At 57.1% G+C, this 21,496-nt stretch carries 21 protein-coding genes; 9 read left to right on the top strand and 12 right to left on the bottom strand.

The genetic code is table 11. The features are described from left to right. Positions 1-20 precede the first annotated feature (20 nt). From AC236I_RS03875 to AC236I_RS03865, 3 genes are all read left to right on the top strand, one after another. Positions 21-1,067, top strand: a complete 1,047-nt coding sequence (locus AC236I_RS03875; protein ID WP_004867511.1) for an ABC transporter substrate-binding protein — start codon at positions 21-23, stop codon at positions 1,065-1,067. A gap of 61 nt (positions 1,068-1,128) precedes the next feature. Beyond that, positions 1,129-1,941, top strand: a complete 813-nt coding sequence (locus AC236I_RS03870; protein ID WP_487608695.1) for an ATP-binding cassette domain-containing protein — start codon at positions 1,129-1,131, stop codon at positions 1,939-1,941. A 4-nt stretch (positions 1,942-1,945) separates the two neighbouring features. Next, on the top strand, positions 1,946-3,193 hold the full coding sequence (locus AC236I_RS03865) for a sugar ABC transporter permease (RefSeq protein WP_004867516.1): 1,248 nt from the start codon (positions 1,946-1,948) through the stop codon (positions 3,191-3,193). Positions 3,194-3,246: 53 nt separating this feature from the next. Here AC236I_RS03865 and AC236I_RS03860 read toward each other — a convergent pair whose 3' ends face one another. The 3 genes from AC236I_RS03860 to trmB are packed head-to-tail and all read right to left on the bottom strand — an operon-like array spanning position 3,247 to position 5,062. Further along, positions 3,247-3,966 (bottom strand): YggN family protein, encoded by a 720-nt coding sequence (locus AC236I_RS03860; protein ID WP_015585744.1) that lies wholly within the window; start codon positions 3,964-3,966, stop codon positions 3,247-3,249. Positions 3,967-4,016: 50 nt separating this feature from the next. Beyond that, on the bottom strand, positions 4,017-4,343 hold the full coding sequence (locus AC236I_RS03855; RefSeq protein WP_004867521.1) for a YggL family protein: 327 nt from the start codon (positions 4,341-4,343) through the stop codon (positions 4,017-4,019). After that, on the bottom strand, positions 4,343-5,062 hold the full coding sequence (gene trmB / locus AC236I_RS03850; protein ID WP_004867525.1) for a tRNA (guanosine(46)-N7)-methyltransferase TrmB: 720 nt from the start codon (positions 5,060-5,062) through the stop codon (positions 4,343-4,345). Before trmB ends, AC236I_RS03855 begins: the two co-directional genes overlap by 1 nt. Positions 5,063-5,198: 136 nt before the next feature. Between trmB and mutY the strand changes: the two genes are divergently transcribed. The 4 genes from mutY to AC236I_RS03830 all read left to right on the top strand — a co-directional run bounded on the left by mutY (position 5,199) and on the right by AC236I_RS03830 (position 9,189). Next, complete coding sequence (mutY, locus tag AC236I_RS03845) at positions 5,199-6,257, top strand: A/G-specific adenine glycosylase (RefSeq protein ID WP_048023393.1); 1,059 nt, start codon at positions 5,199-5,201, stop codon at positions 6,255-6,257. A gap of 27 nt (positions 6,258-6,284) precedes the next feature. Then, on the top strand, positions 6,285-6,560 hold the full coding sequence (locus AC236I_RS03840) for an oxidative damage protection protein (protein ID WP_004867532.1): 276 nt from the start codon (positions 6,285-6,287) through the stop codon (positions 6,558-6,560). A 50-nt stretch (positions 6,561-6,610) separates the two neighbouring features. Then, a complete protein-coding gene (gene mltC, locus AC236I_RS03835) occupies positions 6,611-7,693 on the top strand; it encodes a membrane-bound lytic murein transglycosylase MltC (RefSeq protein ID WP_015585742.1) in 1,083 nt (360 codons plus the stop codon). A gap of 239 nt (positions 7,694-7,932) precedes the next feature. Next, a complete protein-coding gene (locus tag AC236I_RS03830) occupies positions 7,933-9,189 on the top strand; it encodes a nucleoside permease (protein ID WP_065907057.1) in 1,257 nt (418 codons plus the stop codon). An 89-nt stretch (positions 9,190-9,278) separates the two neighbouring features. Here AC236I_RS03830 and citG read toward each other — a convergent pair whose 3' ends face one another. Genes citG through AC236I_RS03790 form a run of 8 tightly spaced genes read right to left on the bottom strand, consistent with a single transcriptional unit; the run spans position 9,279 to position 16,589 of the window. Next, positions 9,279-10,082, bottom strand: a complete 804-nt coding sequence (gene citG / locus AC236I_RS03825) for a triphosphoribosyl-dephospho-CoA synthase CitG (protein ID WP_163980699.1) — start codon at positions 10,080-10,082, stop codon at positions 9,279-9,281. After that, a complete protein-coding gene (citX, locus tag AC236I_RS03820; protein ID WP_048023390.1) occupies positions 10,060-10,599 on the bottom strand; it encodes a citrate lyase holo-[acyl-carrier protein] synthase in 540 nt (179 codons plus the stop codon). The genes citG and citX overlap by 23 nt, the downstream gene beginning before the upstream one ends. Positions 10,600-10,603: 4 nt before the next feature. Beyond that, entirely contained in the window at positions 10,604-12,121 is a 1,518-nt protein-coding gene (citF, locus tag AC236I_RS03815) for a citrate lyase subunit alpha (protein ID WP_032718241.1), read from the bottom strand. Positions 12,122-12,131: 10 nt separating this feature from the next. Continuing rightward, entirely contained in the window at positions 12,132-13,007 is an 876-nt protein-coding gene (gene citE / locus AC236I_RS03810) for a citrate (pro-3S)-lyase subunit beta (RefSeq protein WP_004867558.1), read from the bottom strand. After that, positions 13,007-13,297: a citrate lyase acyl carrier protein gene (citD, locus tag AC236I_RS03805; RefSeq protein WP_004867561.1), complete on the bottom strand. Its 291-nt coding sequence runs from the start codon at positions 13,295-13,297 to the stop codon at positions 13,007-13,009. The genes citE and citD overlap by 1 nt, the downstream gene beginning before the upstream one ends. Positions 13,298-13,313: 16 nt before the next feature. After that, positions 13,314-14,333, bottom strand: coding sequence for a [citrate (pro-3S)-lyase] ligase (gene citC / locus AC236I_RS03800; protein WP_151334087.1), 1,020 nt, complete (start codon positions 14,331-14,333; stop codon positions 13,314-13,316). Positions 14,334-14,346: 13 nt separating this feature from the next. Next, positions 14,347-15,210 (bottom strand): fumarylacetoacetate hydrolase family protein, encoded by an 864-nt coding sequence (locus tag AC236I_RS03795; RefSeq protein ID WP_004867566.1) that lies wholly within the window; start codon positions 15,208-15,210, stop codon positions 14,347-14,349. 17 nt (positions 15,211-15,227) lie between these two features. Continuing rightward, positions 15,228-16,589, bottom strand: coding sequence for a 2-hydroxycarboxylate transporter family protein (locus tag AC236I_RS03790; protein ID WP_004867568.1), 1,362 nt, complete (start codon positions 16,587-16,589; stop codon positions 15,228-15,230). Positions 16,590-16,936: 347 nt separating this feature from the next. On the opposite strand from AC236I_RS03790, the gene AC236I_RS03785 reads away from it, so the two are divergent. Continuing rightward, positions 16,937-18,580 (top strand): ATP-binding protein, encoded by a 1,644-nt coding sequence (locus AC236I_RS03785; protein WP_015585739.1) that lies wholly within the window; start codon positions 16,937-16,939, stop codon positions 18,578-18,580. Continuing rightward, on the top strand, positions 18,570-19,262 hold the full coding sequence (locus AC236I_RS03780) for a response regulator (RefSeq protein ID WP_015585738.1): 693 nt from the start codon (positions 18,570-18,572) through the stop codon (positions 19,260-19,262). Before AC236I_RS03785 ends, AC236I_RS03780 begins: the two co-directional genes overlap by 11 nt. 46 nt (positions 19,263-19,308) lie before the next feature. Here AC236I_RS03780 and AC236I_RS03775 read toward each other — a convergent pair whose 3' ends face one another. Beyond that, positions 19,309-21,465, bottom strand: a complete 2,157-nt coding sequence (locus tag AC236I_RS03775) for an ornithine decarboxylase (RefSeq protein ID WP_004867574.1) — start codon at positions 21,463-21,465, stop codon at positions 19,309-19,311. Positions 21,466-21,496: the final 31 nt, after the last annotated feature.

Here is a 21,496-nt window from a genome sequence, read left to right as displayed (position 1 = left end):
ATAAAAAAGAGGGTAATATAATGAATTACCGTAATATTTTTATCGCACTCGCAACAATATCCGGCGGTATTTCCGCGTCGGCACAAGCGGCCGAATCCGCCACCGTGGCATTTCTCATGCCCGACCAGGCCTCCACGCGTTATGAGCAGCATGATTTCCCCGGTTTCAAAGCGGAAATGAGCAAACTGTGCGCAGAGTGTAAGGTCATTTATCAAAACGCTAACGCCAGCGCGACGCTGCAACAGCAGCAGTTCAATTCGGTCATTGCCCAGGGAGCGAAGATTATCGTTCTCGATCCGGTTGACTCCTCCGCGGCCGCCGCCCTGGTCGAAAATGCCCAGGCTCAGGATGTTAAAGTGATCGCTTACGATCGCCCGATCCCCGACAAGCCTGCCGATTTTTACGTCTCGTTTGATAACGAAGGTATCGGCTATGCGATTTCACAATCGCTGGTTAATCATCTGCAAGAGAGCGGCGTGCCAAAAGGGGCCGGCGTCCTGCAGATTAATGGCTCGCCGACCGATGCCGCCGCAGGGCTTATCCGCGATGGTATTCATCGTGGGCTGAAAGCGTCGGGTTACACCACCCTCGCGGAGTTTGATACTCCGGAATGGGCGCCGCCAAAAGCGCAGGAGTGGGCCGCCGGGCAGATCACCCGCTTCGGGGACAAAATTAAAGGCGTCGTCGCGGCCAATGACGGCACCGGCGGCGGCGCCATTGCCGCTTTTAAAGCCGCCGGCGTACAGCCGGTTCCGCCGGTCACCGGGAACGACGCGACGATTGCCGCGCTGCAGCTCATCATCGCTGGCGACCAGTACAACACCATCTCCAAACCGTCAGAAATCGTTGCCGCGGCCGCGGCGAAAGTGGCCGTAGAACTCATTCAGGGTAAGAAACCGCAGGCGAGCACCACGCTGTACAACACGCCTTCTCAGCTGTTTACCCCGGCAGTCATCACCGCCAAAAACATCAAAGCGGAAATTTTCGATAAAAAGATCCAGACCTACGCTCAGGTGTGTACCGGTGATTACACCGCAGCCTGCCAGAAATTAGGTATTGAGAAGTAATGCTGCCCCTGCGTCCGTCGTCGCCGACGGGCGTAGTTTCGCCATCATTGAGGTCTTTTTTATGTCGCAACAACAAGACATCGTCGCCAACACCAGGCAACCAATTTTAAAACTGAGTCATGTCTCCAAACACTTCGGCGCGGTCTCCGCCCTGACGGATATCGAGCTGGAGGTTCATGCCGGCGAAGTGGTCGCCCTGGTGGGCGATAACGGCGCGGGAAAATCCACGCTGGTGAAAATTCTCGCCGGCGTACACCAGCCCACGACCGGCACTATTGAGTTTGACGGTAAAGCCATCACTCTCGACAGTCCGGGCAAGGCGCTGGAGTACGGTATCGCCACGGTCTTTCAGGATTTAGCGCTGTGCGAAAATCTCGACGTCGTCGCGAACCTGTTTTTAGGCCACGAAATTTCGCCGCTGCAGCTGGACGAAGTGGCGATGGAGGTGCGGGCCTGGACGCTATTGCAGGAGCTGGCGGCCAGAATCCCGTCGGTGCGCGAGCCGATTGCCTCGCTTTCCGGCGGCCAGCGCCAGACGGTGGCGATCGCGCGTTCGCTGCTGATGACCCCCAAAATCATCATGCTTGATGAGCCCACCGCCGCGCTCGGCGTGGCCCAGACGGCGGAAGTGCTCAATTTGATTGAGCGCGTTCGCGAGCGCGGCCTCGGCGTCATTATCATCAGCCACAATATGGAAGACGTCCGTGCGGTGGCCGATCGCATCGTGGTGCTGCGGCTCGGGCGCAATAAAGGCATCTTTACCCCCGACGCCTCAAATCAGGATCTGGTGGCGGCCATTACCGGCGCAACAGAGAACGCCGTTTCACGTCGCGTCGAACGAAAATCACAGTCTAGCGCTTCCGGAGTGATTTAATTTTATGAACAGCAAGACAGCATCCCGCCCCGCTCTGGATCGCAGCGATGAGCGCGTCCAGCACAACGACGGCCTGTTCGGCGTGGTACGTGCGCAGTTCAATCGTATCAAAACCGGCGATCTGGGGACCGCGCCGGTCATCGCCGGGCTGATCGTGATCTCCCTGGTTTTCACCTGGCTCAACCCGGTCTATATCGCACCCAATAACCTGGTTAACCTGCTTTTTGACTGTGCTACCGTTGGGTTTATCTCACTGGGGATCGTCTGCGTACTGATGCTCGGCGAAATCGATCTTTCGGTGGGCTCAATGAGCGGACTCTCTTCGGCGATTGTTGGCGTGCTGTGGGTTAATGCCGGCTGGCCGGTTGCCGCAGCGATTGCCGTTGCGCTGCTGTGCGGTATCGCCGTCGGGCTGCTTTACGCTCTGCTGTATAACCGCGTCGGCATGCCAAGCTTCGTCGCGACGCTCGCCGGCCTGCTGGCCCTGCTCGGGCTGCAGCTGTATATCCTCGGGCCCAGCGGCAGCATTAACCTGCCCTACGCCTCTCCGCTGGTGCGCTTTGGCCAGCTGCTAGTGATGCCGGGCTGGTTCTCTCATCTTATGGCGCTGCTGCCCGGGCTGGCGATTCTGATATTTGGCCTCAAAACGCGTACGCGCCGCCTGGCAGCGAACCTGTCGGCGGAAGCCGTCAGCTCACTGTTGTTGCGCGCGATTCTGCTTACGGTCATCTTTGAAGCCGCCGTGTTCTATCTTAATCTCGGGCGCGGCGTACCGTGGATTTTCGGCCTGTTCGTCGCCTTCGTGATGATGCTCAACTATGCGCTCAAGCGGACTCAATGGGGGCGATCTATGTTTGCCGTCGGCGGCAACCGCGAAGCCGCACGTCGTTCAGGGATCAACGTACGGGCTATTTACGTCAGCGCTTTTGTACTCTGCAGCACGCTCGCCACCTTTGGCGGCATTCTGGCCGCTTCCCGACTGGCCTCGGCGAGCCAGCAGGCCGGGACCGGTGACGTGAACCTGAACGCCATTGCGGCGGCGGTCATCGGCGGTACCAGTCTGTTCGGCGGGCGCGGAAGCGCCTGGTCCGCTCTGCTGGGGATCATCGTGATTCAGTCGATTTCGAATGGTTTGACGCTGTTGAATTTGCCGTCATCGCTACGCTACATCATTACCGGCTGCGTGCTGGCGATTGCGGTGATTATTGACTCGCTGGCCCGCCGTTCCCGCGTTTCGCACGGACGTGCCTGAGAAGGTTGAACGCGGTGTGCCCCGGTGAAGGCCGCGGCACACCGCAGAGAGCGTTATTTCAGGGAACTCACCAGCGCTTTGCGGCTGTCTTCAAGGGAGACGACCCGGCTACAAACGTCTTTACCAAATTTCTGGAAATCCGCTTCCTGGTTTTTCCACTCTTCCTGAATCGCGGTTTGCAGGCCGCCGAGGCTGCCGAGGATCCCCTGCAGCGGATTGCCACCGCCTTTCAGGACCGCCTTCGCGCCCATCTCGTTGATACTGTCCTGCAGAATGCCGCCCATCGCCTGATTAACCAGCTGCTGGCCGTCGGCGCGCACCTGATCGATCGCTTTGTAATGGAAAGTCAGGCCGTCGCTGCGACGTTCAATAATGCGGTTCATCTGGGTTTTCAGCTGCGCGTCAAGTTTGGTCAGACGACCATGCATACTGCTGCTGGCGCCAACCTGCTCGGTAATGATTTTATCCAGCGCCTGACGCCCTTTTTCGACTCGCGTACGCGCGCCGTCATCAATCCATGGCAGGCTGCTGCGCAAGCCGGCCTGATAATCCTGGGCCTGCTCACGCTGGGCCGCAGTCAGAGAATACTGTTTTCCGTTATAGGTCAGATTGCCGTCCGGTTTAATCACCAGATCGCCGTTCTCCCCTGTTACCTGCACCTGATGCGGGCTGAGGATCACGTCGTCACGCGGCGTGACGCTACATTGGTAGTCCGCGTGCGCGGACAGAGCGGTAACGGACAGCGCCACCGCCAGCAGCGTTTTGCGCATCATAAAACTCCCTTAAGACAAAACGGGTCGGCAATTGCCGACCCTTGTCAAACTTAGTCCCACCAGACGTCAAAAAGTTCGCTGGTGCGCACATCGGCAAGCCCGCGTTCTTCCAGCCACTTGCGGACAATGGCCTGATGCTCTTCGGTACATTTCCCGATTTCCTGCAGACAGATCAGCCCTTCCCAGGAGAGGTAACCGCTGCCGTCAAACGCCAGTTTGTTCGGCTCGATCACTTCCTCAATCAGGTCATTCACGGTGCGATCGATATGCTCTTCGGTGCTCCCTTCCGGAAAACGCCATGCGACGGAAAAACCGATTTCCTGAAACTCGTCGATATGCATTTTTTTACGCAGACGACGGCTACGATTCTTTGCCATTATTTCACCCTCTCGAACATTAAGTCCCATACGCCGTGGCCAAGACGATGGCCACGCTGTTCAAATTTGGTTACCGGACGCGATTCCGGGCGCGGTACATAATCGTTGCTTTCTGACAGGTTACGATACCCTTCCAGCGATGACATCACTTCCAGCATATGCTCGGCATACGGCTCCCAGTCGGTCGCCATGTGGAAGACGCCGCCCAGTTTAAGCTTGCTTTTCACCAGCTCAGCAAAAGGCGCCTGTACGATACGGCGTTTATTATGACGCGCTTTATGCCACGGGTCAGGGAAAAACAGCTGCACCATATTGAGGGAATTATCCGGAATCATGGTGTGGAGCACCTCGACCGCATCGTGACACATCACGCGCAGGTTGTGTACACCCTCTTCTTCGGCGGAGGCCAGGCAGGCACCGACGCCCGGTGAGTGAACTTCGATACCGAGGAAATTCTGCTCAGGCTTCGCTTTCGCCATCGCCACCAGCGAAGCGCCCATGCCGAATCCGATCTCCAGCGTCGTCGGCGCGTTGCGGCCAAACAGCGCGGCAAAATCGAGCGGCGCATCGTTGAACTCAACGCCCATCACCGGCCAAATGTTATCCAGCGCATGCTGCTGCCCTTTGGTCAGGCGGCCCTGGCGGCGGACGAAGCTACGAATACGGCGCAGCGGGCGGCCGTTTTCATCGAATTCCGGAGATATGACGTCGTTTTTCATAAAAGTTAGGTCTGCTTGTGAGAGTGTGCGGAAAACGGGCATTATCCAAAGTTACCCGACGGATGCAAGGGTTTACAGCCTGTCGCCCTTATGCTGCAATCTGCCACCCTGATATCGCGATTCCGGAGCTGTAGCTTTGACTTTTCTCGCCGCGCAATTTTCAGCCCAGGTGCTGGACTGGTACGACAAATACGGGCGTAAAACCCTGCCATGGCAAATGGGTAAAACGCCTTACAAAGTATGGCTCTCCGAGGTGATGTTGCAACAAACGCAGGTCGCCACGGTTATTCCCTATTTTGAACGCTTTATGGCGCGCTTCCCGACGGTTATCGATCTGGCCGAGGCGCCGCTGGATGAAGTGCTGCATCTGTGGACCGGCCTGGGCTATTACGCCCGCGCGCGTAATTTACATAAGGCGGCGCAGCAGGTGGCGAGCCTGCACGGCGGCGAATTCCCGCAAACCTTTGACGAAGTGGCGGCGCTACCCGGCGTCGGACGCTCCACGGCCGGCGCGATTTTATCCCTCTCCCTTGGCAAGCATTACCCCATTCTCGATGGCAACGTGAAGCGCGTGCTGGCCCGCTGCTATGCGGTCAACGGCTGGCCGGGGAAAAAAGAGGTTGAGAAACGATTATGGCAGATCAGCGAAGAGGTCACCCCGGCAAAAGGGGTCGAGCGCTTTAACCAGGCGATGATGGATCTCGGGGCGATAGTCTGCACCCGTACAAAACCCAAATGCGAGATCTGTCCGTTAAGTAACGGCTGCATCGCTTACGCAAACCATTCATGGGCACAATATCCTGGCAAAAAACCGAAGCAGACCATTCCGGAGCGGACGGGCTATTTCCTGCTGATGCAGCATGGCAACGCGGTGTTACTTTCCCAGCGTCCGCCGGTCGGCTTATGGGGCGGATTATTCTGTTTTCCGCAGTTTGAAGAGGAGGCCGCGCTCCGCGAATGGCTGGCTGAGCGTGGGATAAAGGATGATAATCTGACGCAGCTGACCGCGTTCCGCCACACTTTCAGCCATTTCCATCTGGATATTGTGCCGATGTGGCTTAGCATAGATTCATCTGGCGCATGCATGGATGAAGGCAGCACACTCTGGTATAACTTAGCGCAGCCGCCGTCGGTTGGACTGGCGGCTCCCGTGGAGCGCTTGTTGCAACAGTTGAAGGCCGGGGCTCTTGCATAGCTTTCTGGCGAATAAAGAGGATGACTAATGAGCAGAACGATTTTTTGTACTTTCCTGCAGCGTGAAGCGGATGGCCAGGATTTCCAGCTGTATCCGGGTGAGTTAGGCAAACGCATCTATAACGAGATTTCGAAAGAGGCGTGGGCCCAGTGGCAGCATAAGCAAACCATGTTAATCAACGAGCAAAAGCTCAACATGATGAACGTGGAGCATCGCAAGCTGCTGGAACAGGAGATGATCCAGTTCCTGTTTGAAGGGAAAGATGTGCACATTGAAGGCTACACGCCGCCTGAAAAAAAGTAAGAGTCCTCTGACTCTTAAGCACAACAAACACAACGCACACTCCCGGAATGATGAAAAAATATTTAGCGCTAGCGCTCATTGCGCCTTTGCTCGTTTCGTGTTCCAGCTCAAATAAAAAGGGCGATGGGTATAACGAAGCCTGGGTTAAGGACACCAACGGCTTCGATATTCTGATGGGTCAGTTCGCCCATAACATCGAAAATATTTGGGGTTATAACGAAGTTCTGCTCGCCGGGCCGAAAGACTACGTTAAGTACACCGATCAGTATCAGACCCGTAGCCACATCAACTTTGATGAGGGCACCATCACCGTCGAGACCATCGCCGGTACCGATCCGACCGGCCGTTTACGTCAGACCATCATTAAGACGCTACTGATGGGCGACGATCCGGGGTCAATCGACCTCTATTCCGATGCCGATGATATCCAGATCTCGAAAGAGCCGTTCCTGTACGGCCAGGTGGTGGATAACCACGGCGATCCGATTCGCTGGGAGTGGCGAGCCTCGCGCTATGCCGATTATCTGCTGCAAACGCGGCTGAAAAGCCGCAGCAACGGCCTGCGGATGATCTACAGCATCACCATTAATCTGGTGCCGAACCACCTCGACAAACGTGCGCATAAGTACATCGGGTACGTTCGCCAGTCGGCGCGGAAGTATGGCGTCGATGAGTCGCTGATTCTGGCGATTATGCAGACCGAATCCTCTTTCAACCCGTACGCCGTGAGCCATGCTGATGCGCTGGGTCTGATGCAGGTTGTGCAGCACAGCGCCGGGAAAGATGTCTTCCGGGCGCAGGGGAAATCGGGACTGCCAAGCCGCAGCTATCTGTTCGATCCGGCGAATAACATTGATACCGGCACCGCCTATCTGGCGATGCTGAATAATGTGTACCTGTCAGGTATCGATAACCCGACCTCGCGCCGCTATGCCGTGATCACCGCATATAACGGCGGTGCCGGCAGCGTATTGCGCGTCTTCTCCAGCGATAAGGTCCAGGCGGCCAATATTATCAACAGCATGACGCCGGGGGATGTCTATTCCACCCTCACCAACCGTCACCCGTCGGCGGAATCGCGCCGCTATCTTTATAAGGTGAATACGGCGCAGAAGTCCTACCGCCGGAAATAAGGTTATCTCCTCACCCGCCCCTTTCCTGACGTGAGAGGGGCGGTTTTTCCCGCTTCACCTCGCCTTTCCCATAGGAAAATGTTATTTGCATCACAATCTAATCTGCAAATTAATGGGGATTGCATTTTTTTGCGGAAGGTAACAAAACATCGCGGCGTTAACTGATAGAATTTCATCAAATTGAAACCCTGAATGTAATTATCACAACACATCCCCCGCTTACTCGTGAGGAAAATAACATGAACCTTAAGCTGCAGCTTAAAATATTGTCGTTTCTGCAGTTCTGCCTGTGGGGTAGTTGGCTGACTACACTTGGCTCCTATATGTTTGTGACGCTCAAGTTCGACGGTGCGTCTATCGGCGCCGTTTACAGCTCGCTCGGCATTGCGGCGGTTCTGATGCCAACGCTGCTGGGTATCGTGGCGGATAAGTGGATCAGCGCGAAGTGGGTTTACGCGCTGTGCCATCTGGTGGGGGCGGGTACGCTGTTTATGGCGGCCCAGGTCACCACGCCAGGGGAGATGTTCTTTGTGATTCTGCTTAACTCGCTGGCCTATATGCCAACGTTGGGCTTAATCAACACGATTTCCTACTACCGACTGAAATCCGCCGGTCTGGATATTGTGACGGATTTCCCACCGATTCGTATCTGGGGCACCATCGGCTTTATCATGGCAATGTGGGGCGTCAGCTTCGCGGGCTTCGAACTGAGCCACATGCAGCTCTACATCGGTGCGGTGCTTTCCGTTGTCCTCGCGCTGTTCACCCTGACGCTGCCGCACGTTCCGGTCTCCAATCAGCAGAAAAACCAGAGCTGGAGCAGCATGCTTGGCCTCGACGCCTTTGCCCTGTTTAAAAACAAGCGGATGGCGATTTTCTTTATTTTCTCCATGCTGTTAGGCGCAGAGCTGCAAATCACCAACATGTTCGGGAATACCTTCCTGCACAGCTTCGATAATAACCCGCTGTTCTCCGGGAGCTTTATCGTTGAGCACGCGTCGGTGATGATGTCGATTTCCCAGATCTCCGAAACCCTGTTCATTCTGACCATTCCGTTCTTCCTGAGCCGCTATGGCATCAAGAACGTGATGATTATCAGTATCTTCGCCTGGATGCTGCGCTTCGGTCTCTTCGCCTATGGCGATCCGACCCCGTTCGGCACCGTGCTGCTGGTTCTGTCGATGATTGTTTACGGCTGCGCCTTCGACTTCTTCAACATCTCCGGCTCGGTGTTTGTTGAGAAAGAGGTGAGACCTGAAATCCGCGCCAGCGCCCAGGGGATGTTCCTGATGATGACCAACGGCTTCGGCTGTATCCTCGGCGGCGTGGTGAGCGGGAAAGTGGTGGAGATGTATACCACCAACGGCATCACCGACTGGCAGCCTGTCTGGCTGATCTTTGCCGCCTACTCGCTGGTTCTGGCCATCGCCTTCATCGCGCTGTTCAAGTACAAGCACGTTCGCGTGCCGAACGGTGCGCAGCCGATTGCGCATTGATCCTTGATGTGTTGTGCCCGGTGGCGGCTACGCCTTACCGGGCCTACAAACCGCAAACCGTAGGCCGGGTAAGCGTTAGCGCCACCCGGCTATTTTATTGCAGAGAGCACCCACCCCACCGACAGCAAATCCGCACTGCCGCCCGGGCTCAGATTGTGTTCAATCAATGCCTTATCCATCTTAAGCAACGTCTCGCGATCCCAGCCATTAGCTAGTAATTCCCGCGCATAGCTCTGCACATATCGCAGCCCGTGAATACCGCCGCGCGACACCAGATTACTGTCCGGATTCACCGCCATCAGGCGCAGGAGCAAATCATGCAGCTGGCGGCCGTTCCACAGGGGCAAGACGCGACGTACCGTCGCAAAACCACTTTCCGCCTCACCGCGTGCGCCGGTTAAACCCAGCTGCTGAAACTGACGTTCGCCTGCGGTTACTGCCGCACTGCGGCCAGCCAGCTCACGCGCCACCAGCCCCCGGCACAGAATCCTCACTTCGCTACAGAGGCTTGACGCGGTCACCTCCCGCACTCTTCCGGCGGCAAAACAGAGCAGCCCGAGAGAAAATATCCCCCCTTTATGAGTATTCACGCCGCCGGTTGCGGCATACATTGCCTGCTCGCAGGCAATGCCCATCGGGCGTAGCAGACGCAGCTGCTCGCCTGCCGGTTGGTCTGCGTAGTCACTCCCCAGCTCGGTAAAGCGGGAGAGCCACGGCGTAATCGCAGTAATACTGCGGACAAACAGAGCGTGGTCCATATCATGATGAGCCCCGTTGTTGAGTCGGTCCACCAGCCCCGGCTTGGGGGTCAGCTCCAGCTCCTGCCACAGGGCCTCTTCCGCCAGACGAGGGACCTCAATGGCGCAAAATTTAGTCGCGGGCAAACCAGTCATTGATAATCTTCTCCACGCCTCCCACCACCTGTCCGACCGGATGCTTGCGCGAGCGAGAGCAGACATGCGCCGGCTCATCGCACACCAGGCAGCGGCGCATGTGCAGCCCCAGCGACAGACGGCCAACGTGGCCATCCTGCGGGCAGATCACATCCAGATCCCACAGCCTACCGAGCGGATGACTCTGCTCCAGCGCCACGCAGTGGGCCTTGATCTCCGGCGCATTATGCGCCACAGACCACATCGCCTCAGGCCCCGTCGGGAGCCACAGCACCTGGCGATCCCGCACCGGCCAGCGGTTCTCCCACAGCAGCTGGTCGCACATCTGGAGCGCCACGCCCATCGTATTGCGGTAGCGGAGACTATTTTTTACCGTCCCCGGCGTCACCAGGGTCAGCGAAATAATCGGCTGTTGATAACGTCTTAGCCAGTCAGCCTGGCGCGCCGCGCGGCACTCTTTCGCCGCCAGCCACGCCTCCAGGCTGACACCCGCCTCCACGGGTGTCACAGTGGTCATGTTGCTACTCCTTAACCTGGCGCACAGTATCAATCACCCGCCCGTCGCGGTAGCGAATGACGCCGACGATTTTGTCCGTGAATTCAATGGGTCTGGGGACCCCGCAGAGCGAGATAGCCCGCGCGTACAGCGCGTCGATATCGACGATGTTCATCCCGGCGGCAATCAGGCGCGCGCGGATCTCCGGTCGTGCCGGATTCACCGCAATGCCGTGGTCAGTGACCAGGACATCGATGCTTTCTCCCGGCGTCAGTCGCGTCGTCACCCGCTTCACTACCGTGGGAATGCGGCTACGCAGCAGCGGGGCGACGACAATAGTCAGGTTTGCCGCTGCCGCCACATCACAGTGACCGCCGGACGCCCCGCGCATGACGCCGTCGGAACCGGTAATCACGTTAACGTTGAAATCGACGTCGATTTCCAGCGCGCTGAGAATAGCCACGTCGAGCTGGTCACAGCTCGCCGCCTTGCTGCCCGGGTTGGCATAGACGTTGGTGGAGATCTCCACATGATGAGGGTTGCGCGCCAGCGAAGCGGCCGCCTGACCGTCGAAGCACTGCGTATCGAGCAGCTTTTCAATCAGTCCTTTCTCATGCAGATCCACCAGACTGCCGGTAATCCCCCCCAGCGCAAAACGGGCTTTCACGCCGCTACGCTCCATCTTCTCTTCCATAAAGCGGGTGCAGGCGGTGGCCGCCGCACCGGAACCGGTCTGCATCGAAAAACCGTCCCTGAAGTACCCGGAGTGCTCAATCACATCTGCCGCATAGCGGGCGATCATCAGTTCACGCGGGTTACTGGTGACGCGCGCCGCGCCGACGCTGATCTTCGCCGGGTCGCCCACGCTATCCACCTGCACGATGTAATCCACCTGATCCTGCATCAGGCTCGCGGGCATATTGGGGAAAGGCACCAGTTCTTCAGTCAGCAGCACCACCCGTCGGGCAAAGTGCGCATCGACCATCGCATAGCCGAGCGAACCGCAGCAGGAGCGCCCGTGGGTGCCGTTGGCATTGCCGAACTCATCGCTGCACGGCACACCGAGAAACGCGACGTCAATGTTCAGCTCGCCATCCTGTAATAATTTCACTCGCCCGCCGTGGGAATGGATCTGTACCGGCTCATCCATCACTCCGTGGGAGATAGCCTCCGCCAGTTTCCCGCGCATCCCTGAGGTATAAATGCGACGAATCACCCCGCTCTGGATATGTTCGATAAGAGCATCGTTGCAGGTCATCAAGGAGCTGGAAGCCAACGTCAGGCCTTTAAAACCCATTTGCGCCAGCTTCGCCACCACGCTGTTAATCACCCGATCGCCTTCACGGAAGGCATGGTGAAAGGAGATAGTCATTCCGTCCTGCAGGCCGCTGCGCACCACCGCCTCCTCGAGGGATTCACACAGCTTACGGCGATGCTTTTCCTCTACGTCGGCCAGCCAGGGCGTCGCGCTGAGGGCAGAATCAAACGGTTTTAGATCCCGCAGATGGGGGAAGGTCGCATGGAGAAGTTCTGTCTGGTTCATTGTTTTATCCTTAACGGCGTACGCCGGAGGCGGCCGCGCGTTCCAGCACTCTCTGTGCGTGGTTAATAATCGGGGCGTCGACCATTTTGCCGTTGAGCGAGACCACGCCCAGGCCATTGCGTTCCCCCTCCTGCGCGGCCTCAATCACTAACTGCGCGTGTTCAACCTCCTGTCGGGTTGGCGCATACGCATTGTGCAGCAGGTCAATCTGACGCGGGTTAATCAACGATTTGCCGTTAAAGCCCATTTTGCGAATCAACTCGACTTCGCGCAGGAATCCGGCTTCGTCGTTCACGTCTGACCACACCACGTCGAAGGCATCGATGCCGGCTGCCCGCGCGGCATGCAGTACCGCACAGCGGGCGTAGAACAGTTCGGTACCATCGCTGCGCTCGGTCTGCATATCCATCACATAATCAAAGGCCGCCAGCGCAATACCAATCAGCCGCGGGGAACGGCGAGCAATAGCCACGGCGTTAATGACGCCAACGGCCGACTCAATCGCCGCCATGATGCGGGTGGACCCCACTTCACGCCCGCAGTCGCGCTCGATGCGCACCAGGTGGCTTTCCAGTTCGTCGATATCTTCCGGAGTATCGGTTTTCGGCAATCGGATCACGTCCACGCCAGCTCGCACGGCGGCTTCCAGATCCAGCAAGCCAAACGGCGTGCTCAGCGGGTTAATGCGCACCACGGTTTCGATATCCTGATACATCGGGTGCTGGAGCGCATGCCAGACCAGCAGGCGCGCGCTGTCTTTCTCGCGCAGCGCCACCGCGTCCTCAAGATCGAACATGATCGAATCGGGACGGTAGATAAAGGCGGTAGAGAGCATCGCTGCGTTAGCGCCCGGCAGGAATAACATGCTACGACGGAGCCTGTTCATCACAGCGTCCTCCAGTCGATATGCGGTTCATCGGCAGCGCGCAGCACCGCGCTTTGCAGGCGCGCGCGAATGACGCAATCCAGCGCGCCTTTGTCTTCGATGATAATCAACCCCTGCCGCACCGCCATCGCGTGCAGCGTTTCCTCAACCACCTGACGAATCTGCTCGCCAAACTGCTTTATCACTTCACTGTGGATGACAATCTCCAGCTCGCCGTCGGCGGGGGCGATTTTCACCATCAGGTCGCTGGACTCCTGCGTACCGGCCAGCGCCTCCCTTACAATTTTCATGATCGTTTCCTGATAATTAAGCGACTTCCGCGCTGTAGTGCGCTTCGAGATGCGCGAAAGTGGATTCCGGGACAATGTCCCGAATACGAGAATACTGTTCTGTCTTAAGTAAACGGCGGACTTCCGAGGCCGAAATGGCGCTTCCCCCGACCTTAATACGGGTCATCTCCTCAACGTTGATACGACCCGCCAGCAGTTCGTGCAGCGTCAGGTTGTACTGACGGGTGATATCGCAAAACGGCTCGGAGCCGATAAAACGATGGGTAATGCCGAGAGACGGCGCGATGTAGTCGCGAAAGATCAGCACGTCGATTTCACTCCACGCCTGCTGCACTTTTCCGCTCTCTTTCAGGAAGTAGGCCGGAAAAGTGGCGCGCGAGATGATGTACTGCGAGCCCTCGTGCACGGAGACATTCGCCAGATGCGCCACTCCGGCCCGTACCATCTCCAGACGCGCGGCGAACGGAAAGAATGAGGCGTCTTCACGTACCACAAACAGATGCAGCCAGTCGCAGCGTGCCGCCGCGTGTTCCACCAGATGGCGGTGGCCAAGCGTGAACGGATTCGCATTCATGACAATCGCCCCGATATCCTTGCCGGGCCGGCGCTCACCGCGCAGCGAACGGCAGTAGCGCGTAATGCCCTGCGGCGTGTTCTCCATCAATACCGCGTTATTGCCACTGCGGGCGACAGGCCAGAAGCCGCTGCGGGAAAAGCGCTCCTCGTTACAGGGCCGGGTGCAGAGGAAGAGATGAAAATGGCCGCGCGCGAGGGCGACGTTTTCCACTTCCGCCAGCAGCCGCGCGCTGAGATTCACACCGCGCAGCTGCTCATCGACCGCCACGCATTTGATAACGTTGGCGGCCAGCCCCGCGCAGCCCACCAGCTGCTCTCCGGACCAGGCCTCAACGAACAGCGTGATATCGTTGTCCATCCCCAGACCGCTGTCCGTCAGCAGGTAACGAATCCGGCTCAGACGTTCCGGGTGTTGGGCCACTTCCGTGAAGCGAAAGTCGATAGCGGGTTGCGAGTCCATCATCACGCCTTACTCAATGTGCCGTCGTCAGCGTGCTGGCTGGCGCTTCCATGATCACATTGCTGAGATGGCCAATATGCTCAATCTCAACCTCAATGCGATCGCCCTCCTGCATAAACAGCGGCGGGTTCCGCTTTTTCCCCACTCCACCCGGCGATCCGGTGATGATCACATCGCCCGGGCTTAAGCGGGTGAAGGTGCTGATGTACTCGATCAGCTCCGCCACCTTGTGGATCATGCTGCTGGTGTTGTCATCCTGAACCATCCGGCCGTTCAGCCAGGTGCGGATCGTCAGCTGATGCGGATCCGGGATCTCATCCGCGGTCGCCATCCACGGGCCGAATGCGCCGGTCTGCCGCCAGTTTTTCCCCGCGGTAAACCAGCTGTGCTGCCAGTCGCGTGCGGATCCATCCATGTAGCAGCTGTAGCCAGCAACGTGGCGCAGCGCCTCCTCGCGACGGATGTTTTCGCCGCCTTTGCCGATAATCACCGCCAGTTCGCCTTCGTAGTCAAATTCGCGGGAATGGCGCGGTTTCAACACCGGCGCGTTGTGCGCCGTCTGAGAATCGGCAAAGCGGACAAACAGCGTCGGCGCCGGATTGTGCTGATCGAACTCTTTGCGCTTTTCGGCATAGTTCATACCCACGCAGAGGATCTTTTCCGGCTGTTCAATCACCGGCAAAAAGGTCACGCCCGCCATGGGCACATCCACCGCGTCGTCGAGATAGCGGCTGGCTTCAGCCAGGCCGTTACCCTGCAGCAGCGCCTTGAGGTCGCCGTAGCGATCGCCAAGACGACGACCTAAATCAATCATCCCTTCTGCTTTGACGATGCCGAAGCTGCGAATGTCCTGATAGATAAAGCTTGCGAGTTTCATTGTTGTTTCCTGAAAACTTAAACAAGGAAGTTGCCGAGAATCAGCAGCGAGACCGAGACATTAATTGCGCCGCCGATACGAGTGGCAATCTGGGCGAATGGCATCAGGCTCATACGATTGCCGGCGGTCAGAATCGCCACATCGCCGGTGCCGCCCTGTCCGCTCTGGCAGCAGGAGACGATGGCGACATCAATCGGATGCATGCCAATCTTTTTGCCGACGAAGAAACCGGTCGCCACCAGCGCAGAGACGGTGCTGATAATCACCAGCAGGTTGCTGACGGTGAAAGCAGCGACCAGTTCGTGCCACGGGGTGATCGCGACGCCAACGGCAAACAGGATGGGATAGGTCACAGAAGTCTGGAAGAATTTGTAGACCACCTGAGAACCTTCAAGGATGCGCGGGGAGACGCCGTTAAACAGTTTCACCAGCACCGCCATGAACAGCATGCCGACCGGTGCAGGCAGACCAATCAGCTTGTGGCCCAGCATCCCCAGCATATACAGCAGTACCGCCAGCAGCGCGCCGGAAGCGATGGTAGTAACGTCGACTTTTCCGGAGAAGGCCGGCTGGGAGGCCGTTTCATCGGTATTCGCGCGGTTTGGCATCAGCTGGCCTTCACCGGTCAGGTGCGGATAGCGTTTGCCGAGTTGGTTCAGACAGCCGGAGATGATAATGGCGGTGAGGCCGCCCAGCATCACCATCGGCAGGACGCGTCCCAGCGCCACGCCCTGATCCATATGCAGCAACGTCGCATAGCCGATCGACAGCGGGATCGCGCCTTCGCCCACGCCGCCCGCCATGATCGGCAGTATGATAAAGAAGAAGATCTGGAACGGTTCAAGACCGAGCGCCAGGCCCACGCTCATACCGACGATCATGCCGACAATTTCACCGCACAGCATCGGGAAGAAGATGCGCAGGAAGCCCTGGATCAGCACGGTGCGGTTCATACTCATGATACTGCCGACAATAATGCAGCAGATGTAGAGATAGAGAATATTGGTGGATTTGTAGAATTTGGTGGTGGACTCCACCACCACATCCGGCAGCAGGCCGTAGTAGACTAGCGCCGAAGGGATGAACGTCGCGCAAATCGCCGCCGCACCAAGTTTGCCGACGATCGGCAGACGTTTGCCGAATTCGCCGCAGGCAAAACCAAAAAACGCCAGCGTGGCAACCATCACCACGATATCACTCGGTAACTTCCCCCCCAGACAATCGACGGCAATCAGCAGTCCGGCAAGAACAAACAGCGGTAAAGGAATAATCCCTACTTTCCAGCTATCCATAATATGCCACCAGCGCTCTTTGAGCGAAGGTTTGTGAATATCAATTGGGTCCTGGGTAACAGAGAAAGAATCGTCAGTTGTGCTCATTATTAAGCCCCTTGGTTATTTTGTGCAGGCAGCTTAATGTGCCAAAAGCAGACTTAATGTGAGGATCAGCATATTAAAACCGAAACTTTAATGGATGCTATGGTTTTAATGGTTTCTTTTATTTAATGTGATTCATAGTTTATTTATTGGCGTGGTTTTTATGGTTTATTTTCTAAAACGAACAAACAAATAACATTTATTAACGTAAAATTAAGATCTGCTGCGGCAGCAATATTTTCCTTATGCAGAGCGCTTGTGCAAAGGATCACAAGTTTCCGGCAAAGCAGATGCCAGCCGGAAAAAAGATGATATATTAGCCACTTCCATTGATACCCAGCGTGATAGCGATGAAAGTGTCATTTCAAATAAAGCTGTTCATTTCACTGACGGCCTTTTTCTCAGTACTCTTCGTGCTGTTGGGAGGCTATTATTATATTGATGTCGAAAAACAGCTGTATATGGAAATGAGTACGCGGGCAAAAATACAAGCAGAAGAGATCGCCATCATCCCTGTATTACGGGAAAATGTCGCCAGAAAGGATATTAGCGCAATCACTCATTTCATGCATAAAATAGCGGCACGCAGTGACGCCAGTTTTATTGTCGTCGGCGATAATCAAGGTCGTCATTTGTTTCATTCGGCGTTCGCCGACCGGGTCGGCACTCTGCTCGTGGGTGGTGATAACGAGGAGGTGCTGAAGGGCAAAACCACCACCACCATTCGCCAGGGAGGTCTGGGAATTTCGCTGCGCAGCAAAGCCCCGATATTCAGCGAGGACGGCCAGGTGGTGGGTATTGTCTCCGTGGGCTATCTCACCAGCTATCTCGACACCATTACCGTCAGTAAAGCCGTCAATATTCTGCTCGCTGCCGTTTTGCTGCTCGTGGCCCTGTTCGTGTTTTCATGGTTTTTTACCCGCAGCATTAAGAAGCAGATTTTCTCGCTGGAGCCGCGTGAAATCGGTCTGCTGGTGCGCCAGCAAAAGGCGATGATGGAGTCGATCTACGAAGGGGTGATCGCTATCGATGACCATCTGCGGATCGAGGTGATCAACCAGGCGGCGCGGAAGCTGCTGGGCCTGAATCAGCCCGCCCGACAGCTGCGCGGACAGCCGATCGGCCAGGTGATCGCCCCCGTCCCCTTCTTCTCACCGCAAACGATGCTGCAACGGGACACGCATGATGAGATCTGTCGGTTCAACGATCTGACGGTGATCGCCAGCCGCGTACGGATCATGCTGGAGGACTCGCTGCAGGGCTGGGTGATAACTTTCCGCGATCGCAATGAGATAGACACCCTCAGCGCTCAGCTCAGCCAGGTGAAACGCTACGTCGACAATCTGCGCATCATGCGCCATGAGCAGCTCAACCGCATGACCACGCTCTCCGGCCTGCTGCATATGGGGCGCTATGAGGAAGCCATTCACTATATTCAGGCCCAGTCAGAACACGCCCAGGAGCTGCTGGACTTTATCTCGTCGCGCTTTCATTCGCCAACGCTGTGCGGTCTGCTGTTAGGCAAGGCCTCCCGCGCCCGCGAAAAAGGGGTGCAACTGAGCTTCGATCCGGCCTGCCGGATGGCGAGCCCCTTCGCACCGCTTGCCGAAGCAGAGCTGATTTCGATTATCGGCAACCTGCTGGATAACGCCATTGAAGCGACGCAGCGCGCGCCGCTGCCGCACGAGCCGGTAGAGGTGCTGATCAAGCTGAATGCGCAAGAGCTGATCGTCGAAGTGGCCGATCGGGGGGTTGGCATTACGCCGGCCTTGCGCGAGCGGATATTTGAGCGCGGCATCACCACCAAAACCTGCGGCGACCACGGCATCGGACTGTACCTGATCGACAGCTATGTCAGCCAGGCTGGCGGGACGATCGAGGTCGCCGACAATATACCCCGCGGCGCGATTTTTTCACTGTTTATTCCCGCCACGGGAAGCGCCTGGCGCCCGGAACAGGAACTGGAACTGGAAGAGACCGACTATGCAACATGAACTTATCGATGTACTGATCGTGGAAGACGAGCACGCGTTGGCGCTGCTGCATGCGGAGCTGATTGGCAAACATCCGGGCCTGCGGCTGGTGGGCATTGCGTCATCTCTGGCTGACGCGCAGACGCAAATTGAGAGTAAGCGACCGCAGCTGGTGCTGCTGGATAATTACCTGCCGGACGGGAAAGGGATTACGCTTATCGGCAATGCGATGCTGGCAGGTACCCACTGTTCGGTCATCTTTATCACCGCCGCCAGCGATATGGATACCTGTAGCCTGGCGATCCGCAACGGCGCGTTCGACTACATTCTCAAGCCGGTATCGTGGAAGCGTCTTAACCAGTCACTTGAGCGCTTTATGCAGTTCGCTGAACAACAGCGGGTGTGGAAGATTGTCGATCAGCAAAACGTGGACTCCCTGTATCAACTGCAGGCGAAAAACTACCGTCAGGATAACGGCAGCAAAGGCATAGAGGGGAATACGCTGGCGCGGGTACAAAATCTCTTTAGCCACCATACGCTGCACTGCTTTTCGGTGGACGAAGTCGCGAGCGCGACGGGACTGAGTAAAACCACCGCCCGCCGCTATCTGGAACACTGCGTGGAGAGCGGTTTTCTCAGCGTGGAGATGCAATACGGTAAAATTGGCCATCCGCGCAGAATGTACAGACATAGCGCGGGCTGAGCCACCGCATTCCCTCTCCCGACACACTGCGGGAGAGGGTCCGGTATTAAGAAAGGCGCATAGCCGCCTGGTTCAGGACATAGCCGTACAGCCGCTTGATGCCGTCAGAATCCGTCTCGCTATATACTCCCTGCAGCTCGGGTGAAAAACCGGGCAGCATGTTGACGCCCTCTTCCAGCGCCAGGAAATAGCGCAGCACCGCCCCGCCCCAGACTTCTCCCGGGACCACGCACAGCACGCCCGGCGGATACGGCAGCGCCCCTTCAGCGGCGACCCGGCCTTCGGCCTCGCTTAACCGCACCAGCTCAACGTTGCCGCGAATAAACTCGCGGTTGGCATCCTGGGGGTTCATCACCACGCGCGGGAAGCTGTGCTTACGAAACATCTCTTTTTGCAGATCCTTCACGTCAAAGCTGACATACAGGTCATGCATCTCCTGGCACAGCTCGCGGAGGGTGTAATCGCGATAGCGAACCGGATATTTGTTATAGATAGTCGGCAGTACGTCGGCCAGCGGCGTGTCGGCTTCGATATGCTGTTCAAACTGCGCCAGCATCGCCACCAGGCGGGCCATTTTTTCCGCACTCTCGGCCGGGGTGAGCAGGAACAGGATCGAATTCAGGTCGCATTTCTCCGGCACAATGCCGTTCTCACGCAGGTAGTGCGCCAGAATGGTCGCCGGGATACCAAACCCGGTATATTCGCCGCTTTCGGCATCAATGCCCGGGGTAGTCAGCAGCAATTTACACGGATCGACAAAGTACTGCTCGCTGGCATAACCGTCAAAACCGTGCCAGCGGGCGCCCGGTTCAAAGCTGAAGAAACGCCGCTCGCGGGCAATCGTCTCGGTAGGATAATCCTGCCACGGGCGACCCGCCACAACCGGCGGAATAAACGGCTGAATCATTTTGCAACTGGCGATAATCGCCTTGCGCGCTTCAATCCCCTGCACCACGCACTCCGCCCACAGCCGGCGGCCGCTCTCTCCTTCGTGGATTTTGGCGTTCACGTCCAGCGCCGCAAACAGCGGGTAAAACGGGCTGGTGGAAGCGTGTAGCATAAAGGCATTATTCAGCCGCTTATGCGGGCAGAATCGCGCCTGCCCGCGCAGGTGGTTATCTTTTTTGTGGATCTGCGACGTTTGCGAGAACCCCGCCTGCTGCTTATGCACCGACTGGGTAACAAAAATGCCCGGATCGTTTTCATTCAGATCCAGCAGCAGCGGCGAGCAGTCGGCCATCATCGGAATAAACTGTTCATAGCCGACCCACGCGGAATCAAACAGAATGTAGTCGCACAGGCCGCCAATTTTATCCACCACCTGACGGGCGTTGTAGACCGTCCCGTCGTAGGTGCCCAGCTGAATGACCGCCAGGCGGAACGGCCGTGGCGCATCGGCTTTTTCCGGCGCCACTTCCCGAATCAGATTACGCAGGTAGTGTTCATCAAAGCAGTGGTCATCGATACCGCCGATAAAGCCAAACGGATTTCGCGATGCTTCGAGATAGACCGGCGTGGCCCCCGCCTGAATCAGCGCGCCGTGGTGGTTAGATTTATGGTTGTTGCGGTCGAACAACACCAGGTCGCCGCGCGTCAGCAGCGCGTTGCTGACCACTTTATTCGCCGCCGAGGTGCCGTTGAGGACAAAATAGGTTTTGTCGGCATTGAAAACCTTCGCCGCGAACTTCTGCGCATGTTTCGCCGAGCCTTCGTGGATCAGCAGGTCCCCAAGCTTCACATCGGCATTGCACATATCGGCGCGGAAAACGTTCTCGCCAAAGAAGTCAAAAAACTGGCGGCCCGCCGGGTGTTTTTTAAAGAAAGCACCGTGCTGATGCCCCGGACAGGCAAAGGTGCTGTTGTCCATCTCGACGTACTGCGTCAGGGTATTGAAGAACGGCGGGAGCAGGTTCTCTTCATAGCTGCAGGCAGCGGCTTCCAGTTCGAGCCACTCCTGCTCCTTCCCGCCGATGATCGCCGTCACGCCGTCTGGCTTTGCCATGTCGCTATCGGTCAGCAGATAGACCGGCAGGTTAAAGCCGCTGCGTTTAAGCAGAGAGAGGATGCCGCTGCGGCTGTCCGCTGCGGTAATGACGACTGCCGCCACATCGGTAAAATCAGTACTGTCCAGCGCCACCACGCGACGGTGGGTAGAGAGATGAGAGACCAGCGCGTGGCTGGCGGCAATGTGCATTGATTTCATTAGCGCGAATACCCGTTTCCGGAGAGTAAAA

This window comes from Klebsiella sp. Sb-30 (assembly GCF_057652795.1).
This window is presented reverse-complemented; position numbering and strand designations above follow the sequence as displayed.